We start from the raw sequence: 17,993 nt of genomic DNA, 5'->3' as shown, positions 1-17,993 counted from the left end.
TCTTATAATACGTTAGGCCCGCAAGTTGGCACTTAGTGTCGACTGTGCGGGCTATTTTTATGTAATGAACAGAATTAGGATTGATTCTAATCATAGAGAAGTAGACTACTAAACTTTGTAAGCCCTTTAACCGAAATATAAGAATATACATAAAGACGTTAGTATGGTTTGAGAGGAGTCTATCACGGCATGAAAAGAAAAATTTCAATATGGACGGCGCTTTTTCTAGCGGGAGAACTGGTACTTGGAACAGGGTATCCTTCTATTGGAATCGGAATATCGGCAGTGCATGCTGCAGCGGAATTTGGCATAAGCGTGTCACCAGCACCTGGAGCAACCTATGTAAATATAGGATCATCTCTTAAACTAAGCTTTGACCGTCAAGTCAACCCACAGGCTGGAGAAATTACCATCACGGGACAGGGTGATAGTGCACCTTTTGTAACGATTCCTATTGGTGGCTATGGTTTAATTGGTAGTTCAAAAGACTACGAGCTTAAGTTAGGTCCAAACCAACAATTTACTCCAAATAAGGCATACACGGTCACAATTCCCAAAGGATTGTTCAAAGATAATGAGGGGAATGAATCAGGACTTACTTCATGGGCATTTACCACTGCCCCTGAGAGTAATACGGCTATTACCGCAGGTAACTTCTCACCGGCTAGTAATGCAAGAGTAGATGCCGGGAGTTTAAAGGAACTTAGTCTGACACTAAATAAGCAGCTGTTAAAAGGTGGAGGCTCTATCCGAGTCCTGTCCTCAGCAGATAATACAACAGTGCAAGAGTTCAGAATTAAGGATGATGACACCAGAGTTAACGTTCAAACTGATGCTAGCTCTACAACAGTTAAATTATCGTTGGATAAAGCCTTGGGAGCCGGAGGGAATTATTATGTTCTCATTGATTCCTACGCTTTTAAGGATGTTGATAATCGAACATTTTCTGGTATTTCTAGCGGAAATGTATGGAGTTTTTCTACAAAAGGTGTAGCTGAGATTCCGATGACTCCATCACCGGCTAACGGTACAGGTGGTGTATCTACCACAGGAGCGCTACAGCTTACTTTTGACCGTCCTATGATGCCTGCATCAGGTGTGATTACGGTGTCCCCAGGGGCTGCTAACGATGCTAGAACGAGATGGCTTAATGTGAACTCGCCAGCGGTTACTGGAGGAAGCAGTAGAACCATAACATTGAATCCGGCATCAGCAGCCTCACCTCTGCTAAATGGCACGCAATATACAGTTACCATCCCCCAAGGTGCTTTTTATGACCAAGATGGAAATGTATTTCCTGCCTCGGGCGCTTACACTTGGACCTTCACAACGGTATCTTTGACTGGACTTGGCGTAAGTGCATTGAATCCATCTGATCGAAGTGAATCTATAGCGAATAACAGATCCTTTTCGATCGCGTTTAATCGGGATGTGAATTACAACAGCGCTGTGGCTAGTGGTGTGGCTCTATATAAAAGTGGGGGATCTCAGGTGCCGGTTAACGTTACTCGGAGTACCAGCACAGCTAAAGAATATATCATCACACCTTCCGTAGCGTTAGATAGTGATTCAACGTATTACATTGACATTGCCAAAGGGGCTTTTGTAGATGCAAGTGATGCTAACGTTCTATATGAAGGATTAAGCGGTAAAAATTCATGGAGCTTCAAGACCTTGTCTCTGGACAAAACAGCTCCACAGCTCACATCTGCACAGCTTGAGAATAACCGAACCATTCGTCTGAAATATAATGAGACGCTCAATTCATCCATAGCGCTGCTGACTTCAAGCTTTGGAGTTACGGTCAATGACGAGAATCGAGCTATTGAAAGTGTCTATATTCAAGGAGACAGCGCTTATCTGGTATTGAGTACAGGAGTAGCTGTTGGGCAGATTGTGAAGGTCAGCTATAATGGCGGACTGCGGACAATTCAAGACCCAAGCGGAAATGCAGCGAGCACTTTTAGCGCTAAACAGATTACGAACTCTATCGAGTCCTCCATGCCGACACCTAAAGACGGGAGAATCACGGGTAGATCCGTAGTGTTGAATTTTAATGATACATTAAAACCGGCTTCCTATTACGCACATAACCAGTTCTCAGTGATTGCAGATGGAAGCTCACTTGGAGTCAACTCGATAAGTTCCAGCGGCAGTACAGTATACTTAACATTGAGTAGTGAAGCATCAAATGGACAGAACGTCCGGGTGTCCTATTATGCAGGTTCGTATCCTTTGCAGAATTCTTATGGACAAAATATTGCGGACTTTACTGATTTTAATATCCGTAACAGCAACGATACCATTCCGCCAGTGTTCCAAAGTGCAACCGGAGGCGGCACTAAGATCGTTCTGAATTATAATGAAGGCTTGTCTACAACCAGTCTCCCGCTGAATAGTCAGTTCTCTGTGTTAGTGGGCAGCACGCCTAATTATGTGACTAATGTATCGGTTAGCGGCACTCAGGTTACTTTAACGCTTCAGACTGCGCTGACAGTTAATCAGAATGTGACCATATCTTATGTGCCTGGTTCTGCCGGGATAAGCGATTTGAATGGCAATCGGGCAGCATATATTAACCTACAGCCTGTATCCATCTCAGAAAACAGCGGTACTACCATACCGGAGATTAACTCAGCGACCGTTTCAGGAGACGAGCTAACTGTTACTTTTGCAAAGAATATGCAAGCATCCGGTTCCCTCTACGCCAATCAGTTTGGAGTTAGAGCAGATGGCAGCAGCTTGGGTGTGCAATCCTACTATATCTCCGGCAATATTCTAAAAATAACGTTATCCTCTGTTGTAAAGACCGGCCAAACAGTGGACTTATCCTATATGTCTGGTGCCGGTACGATTAAGGATTTCAGTGGTAATGTACTGTCGTCATTCTCTGCACTGTCAGTTCAGAATCTGACAGGCGTGACAACCGGATCTGGAAATCGTCCATCCTATCTAGGAACACTTGCAACGAGTGAGTTTGGTAAAGAGTATGCACTACTAAAGAGTGATTCTTCGCAAATTGTGGATGACCGCTCTTTATATAATCAGTCTCTAAAAAGATATACTTTAAATGCAGATCGAATAGCTGCCAGTTATGAATATCTGTCTAAGATGAATAATGATATTTTGGCATTTGAGGTTCCTTCCACGGAACAAGCAGCTTTTGTGACCGTTCCGCTAAAACCATTGCTCGACGCGGTGAACCGTAATAAAAATACAAAGTTTATGATTCGACATGGAGATAACCTATTTAGTGTGGGACTCAATGATATTGATATGAGCGGACTTGCAAGTAGCTTGATCTCAGATAGTAAAAATATTTCACTTGTGTTCCGCTTGGATAAAGTTCCAGCAGGCACATTTACACCTTTTGAGCAAAAGCTACAAACGATGGGGATGCGAACCATTACAAGTCTTATGGATGTCCGGGTGACAGCAATAATTAGTGATAATTATGCGAATGCCAAGGCACTGACAGTACCAGGAGAATATACCGTACGTACTACTTCTTCATTAAATAGTGCGCAAACATCTGCGGCCAGATTAGACCTCTCCTATTACGATGCGGCTTATCTACCTACAAAAGTCAGTACGGTCGGCAACTATACGGTTATCCGTGCTCGTACCGCTGGTAATCAGATATTAGGGACCTTTTTGTCCACCCGAACCTTTACGGATATGGGTAAGCATTGGAGCAATGCGATTGTTGCTGAACTTACCGCTAAGAATATTATAGATAGCAGCTACGGTAGTGCATTTAATCCAGAGAAAAAAATTACCCGTGCTGAGTTTGCTGTTATGCTTAGTCGCGGTTTAGGTTTGCTGGGAGATCGTGAGACCGCGCAACGCTTCCGGGATCTGCAGCCTTCCACACAAACTGGAGACTACATTGGTGCAGCGGCTAAAGCAGGAGTTATTACAGGGAATACGGACGGGACCTTCCGTCCGAATGATAATATAACACGCGAGCAGATGGCGATTATGATGATCCGTGCGATGGAATATACCAATCATCCTATTACGCTAAGCGGTACTTCTGCCTCAACGCTTGCAAAATTCAAGGATAAGTCGAAGATTCAGAATCAAAGCGCTGAGTTCGTCGCCAAGGCAGTGCAATCAGGGATAATTTTGGGCATGACAGCAAGTGAGTTCCAGCCTCAGGGCAATGCCACCCGTGCTCAAGCTGCCGTGATGCTGCAGCGGATGCTGAAACAGGCAGATTACCTGTAAACAACTCTTGTAACCAAAGAATCAATTGGTAAAGTCCGGAAATTATGCCGGGCTTTTTTTTGTCGTCTAATTATGACAATTTCGACTCTATAAAGCTTGAAATCTCTCAATTTCGCAACTTTTTGGCTTATTTTCAGTCTATTAAAAGAGTACTAGAAAAATAGGAACCAGTTTCCAGACATTGATATGGACTGATAGAGTACAAAAGAGATGGGAGAGTTACGTTGAAATGAATGAAGTTTTCATGGAGAAGAAGAGTAGCGATGTTGTACGGGGAATAAGATTATCTTCCACTAAAAAGTGGATTGCTGCTTCATTGGCTGGTGTGTTATGGATTATGCCGGTAATCGGCAGTGAAGGTATGATGCTGTTTGGTCAGGGGTCTGCACCAATCGCAGCTGCAGCCACAGCTCCTTTTAAAGTAAGTAAGCTGGGAGAAGAAGTGATTACTTCGGGCGCCATTATGATGAAATATAAATATACTACTACACGTTCTGGAGCGAGTGCTTCTGGGCTTGCGGATGTTATTCGAGTAGATCTTAACAACCCATATGTTTCTTTAGATGTGATGACGGGTAAAGGCGGAAACCTGACTACACGGCAAAGTACTGGTGGAATGGCTAAGGAAACTGGAGCCGTAGCTGCTGTAAATGGAGATTATTTTAATACAGGCGGTGAGGGTGCTCCAATCGGTGGACAAGTATCAGGTGGAGTACTGGTGTCTACCCCTTCACAATTGAATGGAATGTATGCCTTTGCAGTGACAAAAGATCGTAAACCTATTATTGACGAGTACAGCTTCGAGGGGATGGTAACCGCACCAGATGGCGCACAGTTTGAGATCTCCGGTATCAATAAAGGTGCTTATAGCCCTGAAGGCGGAAGCTCGACTTATAGTCATGCTAATGCTATGTATATCTACACAGATGTATGGACTGCTCTTGATCGTCCTAAAAATAGCTCTACCACTCCAACTGAGGTACTTGTTGAGAATGGTGTAGTTACTCAAATCTCAGAGAATGCTGCACTTCCTACGGCGGTTCCTAAGGGAGCTTATATTTTACGGGCACATGGCTTAGCCGCACGATATGTTACTGCGCATTTGGCAGTAGGACAACCTGTTACCAGCGAGTATTCTTTGAAATCCAAGACTACTCAGCAATCGCTCGATCCTGCGAATCTGCAAACGATGATCGGCGGACATACAATTCTAGTAAATAACGGGAAAGCAGCAACGTTTTCGCGATCAACTAGCAGCATTGGGGGCTATCGTGCACGTACGGCTTTAGGTTACTCACAGGATGGACGTTATGTATATATCATAGCGGCTGAAAAAAACGGCAATAGTTCAGGAATGTCTTTAACCGAACTGCAATCATTTATGACGAATATTGGAGTCTGGAAGGGTCTTAATCTCGATGGAGGCGGCTCTACAACGATGGTAGACCGGCCCCTCGGCGAAACCTCGACTACACTCACGTTTAATACAGAGTATGGCACAGAGCAACGTAGCATCGTTAATGCGCTTGGTGTCTATACTAACGCACCTCAAGGTGAAGTGAAGGGAATCAAGATTAGTGGAAGTTCTGCATTGCTAGTTGGCCAAAAGGCTACGTATTCTTTAAAAGGTTATGACACTTACTATAACCCTATTGATGTAGCGGCAGGTAATCCTACTTGGGTATCCAGTGGAGGAAGCGCAACTGTAAATGCAGGAGAAGTTACGGCAGTGAAGCCAGGTACCGTCACCTTAACAGCTAAAAGCGGCTCGGCAAGCGCCTCTACAACCGTTACAGTTCTGGGTGGCAATGATCTGTCCAGTATGAGTGTAGGTACAGCTACAGCACCGCTGACAGCCGGAACCACTGTGTCTGTGCCTGTTACGGCAGCTACGAAGAGTGGAGCAACTATTAATGTTCCAGATTCAGCCCTGAAGTGGGAGTTTGTAGGGTTTAAGGGAGCCGTGAAAGATGGCAAGCTTACTGTAGACTCTGTAGATGCAGGGGTAACTACAGGTTATGCTATTGCTCGTTATGATGGATTTAGTGCAGTGGTTGTATTATCGACAGCAGCGGCTACAACATGGGAAGATTTTGAGAAGGTAAGCTATCCAATCAACTTTACGACTAATGTTCCAGCGGTACAGGGTACTGCAGCAATAGTTGATGGAACAGCCGAAAGAGTAGGCTCTAAGGTACTGTCACTCAGTTATGATATGACGGCTGGAAGCGGAAAAATGTATGCTTATGCCCAGCTTAATGGTACAAGTGGAAAAACAGTTCCAGCGCTTGCAACCTCGATGTCGGTTGATGTGATGGGAGATATGAGCTTGAATTGGCTGCGTGCTGAGTTTGTAGACAACAGCGGAGCTACAGCTTATGTAGATCTTGCAAAGATTATCGATTGGAACGGCTGGAAGAACATTAACATCGACTTGTCAGGCTCAGGTATTAAGTTCCCAGCTACGCTGAAGAGACTCTATGTAGTCAACGTAGAGGAAGGTCAAGATGAACGGGCGAAGACAGGTACAGTTGCCTTTGATAATATTACCTTTACAATGCCTTCACTTTCCAGTGATGCAGGCTTACCAAAAGGTACGGCTTCTATGAGCATCGGCTCGAAAGCAATGACTGTAAATGGAAATAAGAAAGCTATTGATGTAGCTCCAATTGTAAAAGACGGCAGTACCTATGTGCCAATTCGGTATGTACTAGATGCTTTCGGAGGCAGTGCTACTTGGGATCAGGTGAATAAGAAGATCATGGTATTACGCGGAGCCAAGGCACTGGATCTTACCGTAAATAAAAAAGAATATCTGCTGAATGGTAAACGTCAGAGTGCTGAAGTAGCACCAATCATTTTACAAGGTAGGACTTTAGTACCGTTAAGACTAGTTTCTGAACAGCTAGGATTAACTGTAAAATGGGAACAGAAAACGAAGACCGTAACTATCGAATCGTGATATGTTAATATAAAGGAAAACCTTTAAAACGATTCGATAGAAAAGGGGCAAGCATCCGTGGAATTTCAAGCCGATGCGATTGATCGCGTCATTAAAAATACCATCGACGTGATGGAGAGCAGCAAGTATCAGATTTTTGAAATATTGCAGGTTGCGCGTGATGAACTTGCTGCACTCAACAAAGAACTGCAGCGGGTCATGGACGAAACGGATGAGACATTGAAAAAGGTAGACAAACTAGAGCTGCAGTATCACCGCTCCAGAATCCGGCTGACAGAGGTCAGCCGGGACTTTGTCCGCTACTCAGAGAAGGATATTCGTATAGCCTATGAGAAGGCTACGGAGCTACAGCTCGAACTCATGATGACGCGTGAGAGAGAGGTCTATCTTCGATCAAGACGTGATGAATTACAAATGCGAGTGCGCAGTGTCGAAAATTCTGTAGAACGTGCAGAGTCAATTGGTTCGCAAATGAGCGTAGTGCTCGAATATTTGTCGGGAGAACTAGGTCAGGTGACGAGAATTGTCGAATCTGCGAAGAACAGACAGATGATAGGACTCAAGATAATCCTGGCTCAAGAGGAAGAACGGAAGAGAATTGCCCGGGAAATTCATGATGGTCCTGCTCAAATGCTGGCGAATCTAGTCCTTAGGACGGAAATTGTAGAAAGAATGCTGGTAAAGCAGGAATTTGGGTTGGTGCAGGACGAAGTAATAGATTTGAAAGGACAGGTTCGATACAGCCTGGAAGAAATGCGTAAGGTCATCTTTAATTTACGACCGATGGCTCTCGATGATTTGGGATTAATTCCGACTTTGCGGAAATATGTGCATGATTTTGAGGAGAAGACGAAGCTGAGGACGACCTTGGAAACCAGAGGTCAGGAACATCGACTATCTTCAGCCATGGAGGCAGCGGTATACCGATTGGTCCAGGAAGCTTTGTCTAATGCAGCTAAACATGCCTACCCGAGTTTCGTATTGGTAGAGATTACTTACCAAGCGCAGTTAATTAAGATTGTGATTAAGGATAATGGATTAGGTTTTAATGTGCAGAAATTAAAGAATCCGCAGGGCAATCGTGAAAGCTTCGGGCTAGTTGGTATGCGGGAACGTGTAGAGCTGCTTGAAGGCAGAATGGAAATCATATCAGCCGAGAATCAGGGGACAACAATCGTGATCCACATTCCGACGAACGTGGAGAAAGGGAAGGAGTAATGTGATGGAGAACTTAAACTCTACTAAAACGCCCATTAAAGTTCTTTTGGCGGATGATCATCAGCTTTTTCGTGAAGGGCTGAAACGTATTTTGAATATGGAGGAGGATATCGAAGTCATCGGTGAATGTGGTGACGGTATCCAGGTATTGGAGTTCTGTAACGGAACTAAACCAGACATCGTATTGATGGATATTAATATGCCTATTGAGAATGGCGTGGAGGCTACTCAAAAACTGCGGGAAATGTTCCCGGAGGTTAAGGTTATTATTTTATCGATTCATGATGATGAGAGTTATGTGTTTGAAACCCTTCGTAAAGGGGCCAATGGTTATTTACTGAAGGATATGGAGGCCGAATCCCTTATTAATGCGATCCGTTCGGTCTGTGAGGGGCACGCCTTTATCCATCCAAAGGTTACCGGAAAGCTAATCAATCAATTGCGGCGCATGACTTACCTTAATGAGACTGGAGTAGCTGCGGATACAGTAGTGAAGGAAGCCGGTGTTAAATTTGTAGCCGGTGACAACAATCCTCTAACACGTCGTGAAGCGGAAGTTCTGCGCCTAATGGCGGAAGGTAAGAGTAATAAAATGATCGGTGAGTATTTATTTATTAGTGAAAAAACGGTCAAAAACCATGTGAGTAGCATTTTGCAAAAAATGGAAGTTGATGATCGTACGCAAGCTGTAATTAACTCGATCAAATATGGTTGGGTAACTTTATAAAAATATCTACAGATTTACGTTACATATAGGAATCAAATCAAGGAGAGCACAGCTTGTTTCTATAAAATATAAGAAAGTATAAGTTTCACACCATACTTTATGTCTTATATTTCTCGCTTAAACGCTTACCGTCCTTTCAAGGACGCCGAAGGCGTTTATGCTTGATAGGAACTCTGGGCAGTCACCGACCTTTTAAAGCCGGCATATAGTGTTGGTATACAGAGGAGGTGCATCTCCATGGTAGCCCAGTTGATATGGATTGCGGTTGTTTATGTATCCGCTGCAGTGATTATTCATATGCTGCATAATCGGCAGAAGGTGCGGCAGACACCGCAGTCCGTGAAATGGATTCATTATATTTTCATTACCCGCAATCATGCATCTGTTGTGGAATGGTACATTCGAGCGCTGACATTTCAAGCTTTTTTAACCGGAAAACGATTTCGAGTAACGTTCATGGATGATGGCTCAAGCGATGGAACCCTTGGAATTGTTTCCAGGATGGCAGATAGTGGCTGCTCTGTCGATCTTGCAACATCTATGTACACTTTTCAGGTGAGTGAAGAAGAGTTGCTGCAACAAGGGATTGTGGTAGACTTGCGGTTGTCAGGGCAGTCTGGCTCGTTGCCTTTTATGGGGATGGCAGGAAGTAGGGGATGCGAATCAAAGCGCGACAGATCTTAAGTAAATATGTAAGTTACGGGTGAAGCACACTCTCCAAGAAATGGGGGAGTGTGCTTTTTGCGTTTACGGTAAGGGAAGTGGTGTAAGCAAGAGTGATTAATGGTGAGAGTTAAGGAGGCGGGTTTTATGCGAGCTGCTGTATATGCCTTGGAATGTAGGGGCATCTGGAGTGTATGGATTTCTTTAGACCTTACAGTAGATAGATGGTGGTGGTCCAGCGCTAACTCGTTGAGCCAAGGTAGGGGTTTAGTAACGGTGGACAAGCTGGTCTTATTATCTCCTGCGCTACCGCTGGGGTGGGCGGTGAAGCTACGCGATTCCTTCAAACAAAGAGGGGGGATGAGGAGCTGGGGGACTAAGGAGTGGGGGCAATATGTGAGTAATGTCCTTGAGCCTGAGTTGAAAGAGGAAAGGGAGGTAGGAGGAATTGCGAAGGAAGAATTGCTTTATGATGGGATTTCGTTATGGCGGCTTTCTGAGCAAAGAGAGGTATGTATAGAACAGGAAAAGAAGAACAATGATTGCAGAGGAAATGATCTCGATTATGCTTTACTTGAATCGGAGGCAGAACAACTATCGTGGGCGGTGGCTGGGCGCTCACTATTGCAACCGGAAATAGAAGCGCTGCTGGCAGAGGAATTGCCGGCGCTGACAGGTCGTTGGCGCCAGGCGGCACAACTGGCGCATTTGCAGGGGCGGCTGCAGCTGACAGCCGCCGTGGGTAGTCACGCCCCGGCTGCGCATGGGGCGCGGGCCCGCCAGCTCCCTGCAGGTGCTGGCGCTCTGGCGCGTGCGGCGGCTAGCCTGCCGCACGTGTGGTGGCGCGGCGCTGTCGCCCGCCGCGCGGTTTCGCGCTGCCTGCGCTGCGGCAGCGCCCCGACCGGCCGCACGGCATGCGCCGCGTGCGGCCTTATGGGCTGCGCCTATTGCGAGGCCTGCCTCGCACTTGGGCGCAGCCGGGCTTGCGCGCTGCTGCTGCGCAGCGCAGCGCTTCCGGCCGTGCGCAGCACGGCCGTCCTTGACCCCACCGCGGCTGCAGGCCGGTGGGGGTTAAGCCCAGCGCAGGCGGGAGCCGCTGGCGCTGCGCTGGGTTTTCTGGCGGAGCGGCGCGAGCGCTCCGCCAAAGCCTGCCCAGAGCGGTTCCTGCTCTGGGCGGTGACGGGAGCCGGGAAGACAGAGATGATCTTCCCGCTCCTAGAGGCCGTGCTCGCCGCCGGTGGGCGGGCGCTCGTAGCGACGCCGCGGCGCGACGTCGTACTCGAGCTTGCTCCGCGGCTCGCCAAAGCTTTCCCGGCGGAGACTCTCGCCGTGCTTTACGGCGGCAGCGCAGAACGCTGGGTGGGTGGTCGCTTAACGCTCGCGACTACCCACCAGTTGCTGCGCTTCCATCGAGGCTTTGATCTCGTAATCATTGACGAGCTGGATGCATACCCCTATCACAATGATCCTATGTTGGCTTATGCTGCCGAACAAGCCTGTAAGGAAAACGGATCTTTTATCTACTTATCAGCCACACCACCACAAGAAATGCAGCGGTTGGTTCGGTCAGGCAGACTTCCACATGCTAGAGTACCTGTCCGTTTCCATGGTCATCCTTTGCCTGTGCCGCAGCATCTGACCATGACATCCGTTCAAACATGCCTAAAGCGTGGGATGGTACCTAGATCTCTCATACATACGCTTCGTAAGTCGCTCGAGCGAGAGGCGCAAATCTTTTGTTTTGTGTCGCGTATTGCACATATTGAAGGATTACTGGTTCTGCTTCGTCGGAGCTTTCCCGGTGTAGTCATCGAAGGTACTTCCTCCAAAGATCCCTTCCGGACAGAGAAGGTAACTGCTTTCCGTAGCCGTGCGATCACCTTATTAGTAACGACTACGATTCTGGAACGAGGAGTTACAGTGCCTCGCAGCGATGTATTTATTTTGGATGCGGACAGTGATCTTTTTGACGAAGCCTCCTTAGTTCAGATGGCGGGTCGTGCCGGGCGATCTAAGGATGATCCTGCCGGACGTGTTGTATTTTCCTCTCCACAATGGACCCGATCCCAACGTAGAGCAATCTCCCAGATCCGAACTATGAACATTATCGCTCGTCGCAAAGGATATATCAGTAAGGATGTGTCGAGATGAATTCTCTGTTCTCATGGTTAACTAAGTCACAGGCACTCTTGTCCCCTTCAGTAACACCATGCTTAACTTGCGGCAAGCGCAACCCTGGGTCCTCACAATTTCCTGGAGTTTGCAGAACTTGCGTAGAATCTATTCCTTGGATACGTTCCCCTCGTTGCCTGAAATGTGGTCGGCATGTCGGTTGTCCTGACTGTTCCCGTAGTAATGAACCGTCACTGATTATTTGTAACCGGAGTGCAGTGGCCTACACAAGCGTTATGAGGGAATGGTTGGGTCAGTATAAATATCGAGGCAATGAACGATACTCCCTTTTACTTGGTCTCATGCTGGACAGAGCGTATCTAACCTTGAAAGAAGAGAAACAGAGTGTTTTTTTATCTCAGAAATCATCTATCATTCATTACTTCAAAAATAAAAAAGATATACAACACGGCTCTTGGTCTGCTGATTTGTTAGTGCCAGTGCCTGTCAGTGATTCTCGGCTAATGGAACGGGGGTTTAATCAAGCGGAGAGACTGGCTGATGTCTTGTCTAGACGTAGGAAGATTCCCCAGCTTCCGCTGCTGATCCGCACACACCATACCGGAAAACAAAGCTTTAAGAGACGAGCGGAACGACTTACCGATATGAAACACGCTTTTGCAGAGAATCCGGCAGTAACAGCACGATTTGCAGATTGGCTGAAAAGGGAGGCACCTCTAAATCGTTCTGTTCGGATTATTATTGTTGATGATATTTATACGACGGGCAGTACCATTCGTGAGTGCGCTGAGATCATACAACAAATGGGTTCAGATTATGGTTATACGGTTGAGGTCTATAGCTTAACTTGGGCACGTTCCTAAGGAGAGAGAAATGCATGATTGTGAACACCTCCATTCATTATTTAAGGAGATTCATACGCTTAATAGCGTTTCTTCCGTCCCATAGACGAATTCTCTGCAATCATGTAATCTAGGAGCATGAGGATATTATGCATTGTACAGAATGTACGGAGAGGAGCGGCTGCTTGTTATGAATCTAGACAATTGTCCAAGGTGCGGCCGGTTGTTTGTCAAGAATCTTATGGGTTTGTGCCAGCCCTGCATCAAAGATCTGGAGCATGAATATGAGATCTGCGTGAATTATTTGCGGGAGAACAAAGGAACCAACATCCAAGAACTGTCCGATGCTACGGGAATTTCGATTAAGGAGATCACCCGCTTTATTCGAGAGGGCCGGATATCTATAGCTAATGCTCCTAATATGATGTATCCTTGCGAGGTGTGTGGAACACTGATTCGCGATGGGCATATGTGCGACAGCTGCCGTAGTCGGCTAAGGAAGGATCTTTCCAGTGCCGTCAAGGAAAGTGCTGCTGAGGATACTACCAAAAAGACAACAGACGGCGCATATCGCGCCATAGATAAGCTGCGTGGCCTATAAATTCTGCAAAAAAACGTTTGCAGCTATAAAGAATGTTTCAGTCTACGCCGATAAACTTAGTAAAGATTATCGGCTTTTTTATATTAGAAGGAAGGTGAAGTTATGAAAATTAACGAGACCGGACGAATTAACGCGATTAATCCGTATCAACGCAGCGCCGACGCGCAAAGGCAGGAACAAATGAAGAAAAGTTCACGCAAGGATGAGGTTTCGATCTCTGATGAAGCAATTCAGCTCTTGCAAGCACAGAATTCTGGTAATGATGCTGAACGTGCACTTAAGATCGACAGTTTGAAGCAACAGGTCTCCGCAGGTACCTATCAAGTAGATGCAGCTAAGCTAGCAGAGAAACTCGCCCCTTACTTTAAGCAATCCTCCGAGAATTAGGTGAAACCATCCATGGCATTGACAACATTAATAGAACTATTGGAGCGGCTGGACGAAGTACATAACCAAATGCTGGAGCTGGCCGCTGAGAAAAAACAGACGATTATGGACAACAAGGTGGATGCATTAATCGACATCCTGAACCGTGAGTCCAAGTTAATGAAACTGATTGGACAGCTCGAGGAACAGCGAATTGCGGCAGCATATACCGTTCTGCAAGGCGTGGGTATTCGTTCCAACCTGAACCTCAACCTAACTGAGCTGTCCAGACTTATATTTGACCCTGAAGACAAGGCACGACTGCTGCATATTCAGCAGAAGCTTTCTGGCACTTTACACCGCTTGAAAGAAGCAAATGAGCTTAATCAGAAGCTGATAGAGCAGTCGCTTACTTTTATAGATTATTCTTTGGATCTGCTGGTCGGAAGACCGAATCAGGATATCACATATCATCGTCCGTCCGATAAGGGCAATAACGTAAATCGGTCGGGGATTTTTGATGCACGAGGCTAGAATTGTACTGATGAAGTGTTCTGCTGGAGCAGAACATAAGGAGGAGTAAGAAGCATGACATCCACATTTCACTCGATAGAGACCGCGAGACGCAGCCTTTTTACTCAGACCGCAGCTCTTAATACAACTGGACATAATATCGCTAATGCGAATACCGAGGGCTATACCCGTCAACGTGTTAATATGAAGGCCGCTTTACCTATTGAAGCGTACGGATTTAATAAATCTACTGTTCCTGGTCAAATGGGTACTGGGGTGGAATTCTCGTCTATCGATCGGATTCGGGAAATGTTTCTGGATGATCAGTACCGTGGTGAGAATTCTGCATTTGGAAACTGGAAACTTCAAGCAGATACCCTCTCTAAACTAGAAGCGATTGTTAATGAACCATCGGATACAGGTATTCGTACGGTGCTGGACAACTTCTGGAAATCCTGGTCTGACCTTAGTAAAAACCCTGAAGATCCTACTGCTCGTAAGATTGTAGTGCAAACTGCACAATCTTTGACTGATGCTATGAATTATATGAGCACGCAATTAGATAATCTCGATCGGGATCTAGCTACTAATATTGACGTTAAAGCAAAAGAGGCTCAGGGTTACCTGACCGCTATCGCAGACTTGAATAAATCGATCTATAAGATCGAAGGTATGGGCGATCAGGCAAATGATTTACGCGATCAACGTGATCTGATGGCGGACAAGCTATCCAAGATTGCTAATATTACCGTTGTGGAGACGGAAGCTGGTTATAACGTTTCTCTGGGTGGACAGCCACTGGTAGAGGGCGGAGAAGTTACTGCGAACGTAGATAGCGCATTTCTTAATAATGCTTACGCCGCCGGCACTTTGAAGGGCGGAGAGGCTTACGGAATGATTTTCTCCAAAAATACTTATGTTACCGACTACAAGAAACAACTCAACGATATGGCTAGTACGATTGCTACTGGTGATGTTGAAATTACAATACCGGCAGGTTCAAATCTTCCTGAAGGTACGGTGTTGACTACTGATGCTAAGATTACACAAGCAGATGGCACCGTAGTTACATTGGCTGCAGGTCAGGCTATGCCTAAGGGAGCAACAATGTATGAGGACGCCAAGACCATTGTTAAAGGCTTGAACGGACTTCACAAGTTAGGTTATGCAATGGATGGAAGCTCCGGCCGTGACTTCTTTGTAACCTCTGGTGAGGCTGGAACGATCAAGTTGAATCCGGAAATTGCTGCGGATGTTAGTTTATTCGCAACCTCACTGCGTACTACTGTAGATGCAGCTGGCAATACGCAGGTCGTTAAAGGAAATAACACCTTGGCTCTTTTATTGACGAACCTCAAGGATAGTAAATTCACTACGTCGGATGGTAGCATTAGCAATACTGTTGGTGGGCTTCTTGGCTCCATGGTGGGTCAGCTAGGTATTCAATCACAAGAGGCTGCACGTCAGACTGATAACTCAGATTATCTGGTAGAGCAGGTAAACTCCCGTCGCCAATCTGTCAGCGGAGTATCACTGGATGAAGAAATGTCGAATATGCTCGTATTCCAGCATGCTTATAGTGCCGCTGCGCGTTTTATGACTACTTTTGATGAACTGCTCGACAAATTGATTAATTCCACCGGCACAGTCGGCAGATAAAAGGAGATATAGCGTATGTTGAGAGTAACCTCTAACATGATGAATTCACAGCTTCTGCTCAACCTAAACCGTAATGCACGTACGATGAACGACACACAATTACAGCTTTCAAGCGGCCGCAAAATCAACAAGCCTTCCGATGATCCTGTAGGGATTACTTACTCCCTGCGTTACCGTGCGGAGCTTTCATCTAACGAGCAATATACTAAGAATGTAGATAGCGCTCTTTCATGGCTAGATTATAATGATACAGTTTTAGGGCAGGCCGGAGATGTTGTACAGAAGATTCGTGAACTGTCCGTACAGGCTGCGACAGGTAGTAATCCACAGTCTGCTCTAGATAGTATCAATGCAGAGGTTATGCAGCTGAAAGAACAGCTGGTGGATATTTCTAACAGTACACTGAACGGAAAGTATATTTTTAATGGTGAGCAATACAATACGAAGCCTTATGATTTTGCTAAAGGTGCGGATGGTACATACGATGTATCTAAGCCGATTACTACGGATACAGGGCAGATTCAGTTTATCGTAGGTGAAGACGTGCGTATGCCTATTAGTACGACAGGTAATGACGTATTCGGTAATACTGGGGATGCAGACAATTTGTTTGCAATCATTAATCAATTATCAGTTGCCTTGAAATCCGGTGATTCCAAAGGAATATCGGCACAACTTGGTTTAATTGATACAAGGATGGAAAAAATTCTGACGGCGCGCTCTGAAATAGGGGCCAAAACCAACCGTGTGGAATTAATGCAGGATCGGCTTAGTGATTTGAATATTAACTTAACGGATTTACAGGCTAAGACTGAAGATGCCGACTATGAGGGTTTGATTATGAACTCTAAGATTCAAGAGAATATCTATAATGCATCCTTGTCTGTGGGTGCAAAGATTATTTCCACAACTCTCGTAGACTTTATCAGATAATAGAGGTGGTTCTCGTTGCTACAACCGATATTGCAAATCCGTCAGACGCCTGCTGTGATTGGTATTGATGCTGATCCGGGCACTTACTCGATCACTCAGCCTAAAGCTGAGGTTAAAATAAAGACTACTGCAGGTGAATTAACGGTTCAATCTACTAGACCGGAGCTTACTATTGATCAATCCCGTGCTTGGGAGGCTTATAACGGTGGAAGGATGCTGGATATGAACAAACGGATTTATTCTGGCATTCAACAGTTATACCTTCAGGGAATTGCCCGAAAGGTTGAGCAAGGGAATCGGATGGCTCAGTTTTTTAAACCTGGCAATACGATTGCAGAAGTATACGGATCAGACACTGAACCACAATCCTTTCCGGAGACACGTGGTCCAGCATCGTATGCTAATGTGGAGATTCACTTTGAGACGAGAGCCCCACAAATCGAATTTAGTGCCTCAAAGGTTGATATTCAGGTTGATCGGCGTAATCCTGAAATTGAGTATACCCGTGGAAAGTTAAATATATATATGCAGCAATACGCTTCTGTTCAGTTTATTCCACCAGAATTGAATGTTCAATTGTAGCTTCTTAAGCTATAGATGTGCCAGAAAGCGCCTCTATAGCTTTTGTGCTATATATTATGTAATAGGATTTCTTAAGAAGCTAGTTTTGCGCTGCAAAACTTTTGAGGAGTGAATTACTTGATTATAGAAACACTATCTTGGGGTACATTGGAAGTAGATGAAGAGCAAGTATACCATTTTCCCAAAGGACTACCTGGCTTTGATGAAGAAACCGACTTTGCTTTGATCGCGATGGAGCAAACACCTTTTTGGTATCTCCAATCTGTTAGAAGCATGGGGCTATCCTTTCTGTTAGGAGATCCATTTGTTTTTTATCCGTCCTATGAGTTTGAGTTGCCGGATGATGAAGCTGAAGAATTAAGTATAAAAGATGGGATTGTCGTTCGTTGTGTTATCACTCTGAAGGAACAAACTGAACATTCGACGATTAATCTTCTAGCTCCTATTGTATTGAATCCTACAGCTCGTTTAGCTAAACAGATCGTTCTTCATAAAGCACCTTACCATACTAAGCATTCCTTGCTGCAGGAACAGTCAGTTATCGATGGAAAGGATGGTGGATGA

General features: G+C 45.5%; 15 protein-coding genes. All 15 read left to right on the top strand.

Annotation, left to right across the window (positions count from 1 at the left end):
* The first annotated feature begins 189 nt into the window (after positions 1-189).
* On the top strand, positions 190-4,230 hold the full coding sequence (locus NSU15_RS28540; protein ID WP_339288370.1) for an Ig-like domain-containing protein: 4,041 nt from the start codon (positions 190-192) through the stop codon (positions 4,228-4,230).
* Positions 4,231-4,459: 229 nt separating this feature from the next.
* The gene (locus NSU15_RS28535) at positions 4,460-7,192 is read left to right on the top strand and encodes a stalk domain-containing protein (protein WP_339288368.1); all 2,733 of its coding nucleotides are present in this window, start codon (positions 4,460-4,462) and stop codon (positions 7,190-7,192) included.
* Positions 7,193-7,249: 57 nt separating this feature from the next.
* Complete coding sequence (locus NSU15_RS28530) at positions 7,250-8,410, top strand: sensor histidine kinase (protein ID WP_042131343.1); 1,161 nt, start codon at positions 7,250-7,252, stop codon at positions 8,408-8,410.
* A gap of 4 nt (positions 8,411-8,414) precedes the next feature.
* Positions 8,415-9,137, top strand: a complete 723-nt coding sequence (locus NSU15_RS28525; protein ID WP_042131342.1) for a response regulator transcription factor — start codon at positions 8,415-8,417, stop codon at positions 9,135-9,137.
* A gap of 237 nt (positions 9,138-9,374) precedes the next feature.
* Positions 9,375-9,821: a glycosyltransferase family A protein gene (locus tag NSU15_RS28520; protein WP_339288366.1), complete on the top strand. Its 447-nt coding sequence runs from the start codon at positions 9,375-9,377 to the stop codon at positions 9,819-9,821.
* Positions 9,822-10,399: 578 nt separating this feature from the next.
* Positions 10,400-10,546 (top strand): hypothetical protein, encoded by a 147-nt coding sequence (locus NSU15_RS28515; protein ID WP_331281344.1) that lies wholly within the window; start codon positions 10,400-10,402, stop codon positions 10,544-10,546.
* A 187-nt stretch (positions 10,547-10,733) separates the two neighbouring features.
* On the top strand, positions 10,734-11,951 hold the full coding sequence (locus tag NSU15_RS28510) for a helicase-related protein (RefSeq protein WP_339288364.1): 1,218 nt from the start codon (positions 10,734-10,736) through the stop codon (positions 11,949-11,951).
* Positions 11,952-12,208: 257 nt separating this feature from the next.
* On the top strand, positions 12,209-12,796 hold the full coding sequence (locus tag NSU15_RS28505; protein ID WP_339288363.1) for a ComF family protein: 588 nt from the start codon (positions 12,209-12,211) through the stop codon (positions 12,794-12,796).
* Positions 12,797-12,965: 169 nt separating this feature from the next.
* On the top strand, positions 12,966-13,376 hold the full coding sequence (locus NSU15_RS28500; RefSeq protein ID WP_339288362.1) for a TIGR03826 family flagellar region protein: 411 nt from the start codon (positions 12,966-12,968) through the stop codon (positions 13,374-13,376).
* 102 nt (positions 13,377-13,478) lie between these two features.
* Positions 13,479-13,763, top strand: a complete 285-nt coding sequence (gene flgM / locus NSU15_RS28495; RefSeq protein ID WP_042131340.1) for a flagellar biosynthesis anti-sigma factor FlgM — start codon at positions 13,479-13,481, stop codon at positions 13,761-13,763.
* 12 nt (positions 13,764-13,775) lie between these two features.
* A complete protein-coding gene (locus NSU15_RS28490) occupies positions 13,776-14,276 on the top strand; it encodes a flagellar protein FlgN (RefSeq protein WP_076119065.1) in 501 nt (166 codons plus the stop codon).
* A gap of 54 nt (positions 14,277-14,330) precedes the next feature.
* Positions 14,331-15,914: a flagellar hook-associated protein FlgK gene (gene flgK, locus NSU15_RS28485; protein ID WP_339288361.1), complete on the top strand. Its 1,584-nt coding sequence runs from the start codon at positions 14,331-14,333 to the stop codon at positions 15,912-15,914.
* 15 nt (positions 15,915-15,929) lie between these two features.
* Positions 15,930-16,847, top strand: a complete 918-nt coding sequence (gene flgL, locus NSU15_RS28480; RefSeq protein WP_042131337.1) for a flagellar hook-associated protein FlgL — start codon at positions 15,930-15,932, stop codon at positions 16,845-16,847.
* Between the two features lie 15 nt (positions 16,848-16,862).
* Positions 16,863-17,429: a DUF6470 family protein gene (locus NSU15_RS28475; protein WP_042131336.1), complete on the top strand. Its 567-nt coding sequence runs from the start codon at positions 16,863-16,865 to the stop codon at positions 17,427-17,429.
* A gap of 117 nt (positions 17,430-17,546) precedes the next feature.
* Positions 17,547-17,993: a flagellar assembly protein FliW gene (locus NSU15_RS28470; protein WP_339288359.1), complete on the top strand. Its 447-nt coding sequence runs from the start codon at positions 17,547-17,549 to the stop codon at positions 17,991-17,993.

The sequence above is a fragment of the Paenibacillus sp. FSL E2-0201 genome (genome assembly GCF_037963325.1).
Lineage (GTDB): Bacteria > Bacillota > Bacilli > Paenibacillales > Paenibacillaceae > Paenibacillus_AQ.
The sequence above is the reverse complement of the archived record's forward strand: the minus strand, read 5'-3'. Positions and strand labels throughout refer to the sequence as shown.

Coding starts and splice junctions, on each gene's coding strand:
- NSU15_RS28540 (WP_339288370.1), top strand. CDS start 190: ATGAAAAGAAAAATTTCAATATGGACGGCGCTTTTTCTAGCGGGAGAA.
- NSU15_RS28535 (WP_339288368.1), top strand. CDS start 4,460: ATGAATGAAGTTTTCATGGAGAAGAAGAGTAGCGATGTTGTACGGGGA.
- NSU15_RS28525 (WP_042131342.1), top strand. CDS start 8,415: ATGGAGAACTTAAACTCTACTAAAACGCCCATTAAAGTTCTTTTGGCG.
- NSU15_RS28520 (WP_339288366.1), top strand. CDS start 9,375: ATGGTAGCCCAGTTGATATGGATTGCGGTTGTTTATGTATCCGCTGCA.
- NSU15_RS28510 (WP_339288364.1), top strand. CDS start 10,734: ATGGGCTGCGCCTATTGCGAGGCCTGCCTCGCACTTGGGCGCAGCCGG.
- NSU15_RS28505 (WP_339288363.1), top strand. CDS start 12,209: ATGAGGGAATGGTTGGGTCAGTATAAATATCGAGGCAATGAACGATAC.
- NSU15_RS28500 (WP_339288362.1), top strand. CDS start 12,966: ATGAATCTAGACAATTGTCCAAGGTGCGGCCGGTTGTTTGTCAAGAAT.
- flgM (WP_042131340.1), top strand. CDS start 13,479: ATGAAAATTAACGAGACCGGACGAATTAACGCGATTAATCCGTATCAA.
- NSU15_RS28490 (WP_076119065.1), top strand. CDS start 13,776: ATGGCATTGACAACATTAATAGAACTATTGGAGCGGCTGGACGAAGTA.
- flgK (WP_339288361.1), top strand. CDS start 14,331: ATGACATCCACATTTCACTCGATAGAGACCGCGAGACGCAGCCTTTTT.
- flgL (WP_042131337.1), top strand. CDS start 15,930: ATGTTGAGAGTAACCTCTAACATGATGAATTCACAGCTTCTGCTCAAC.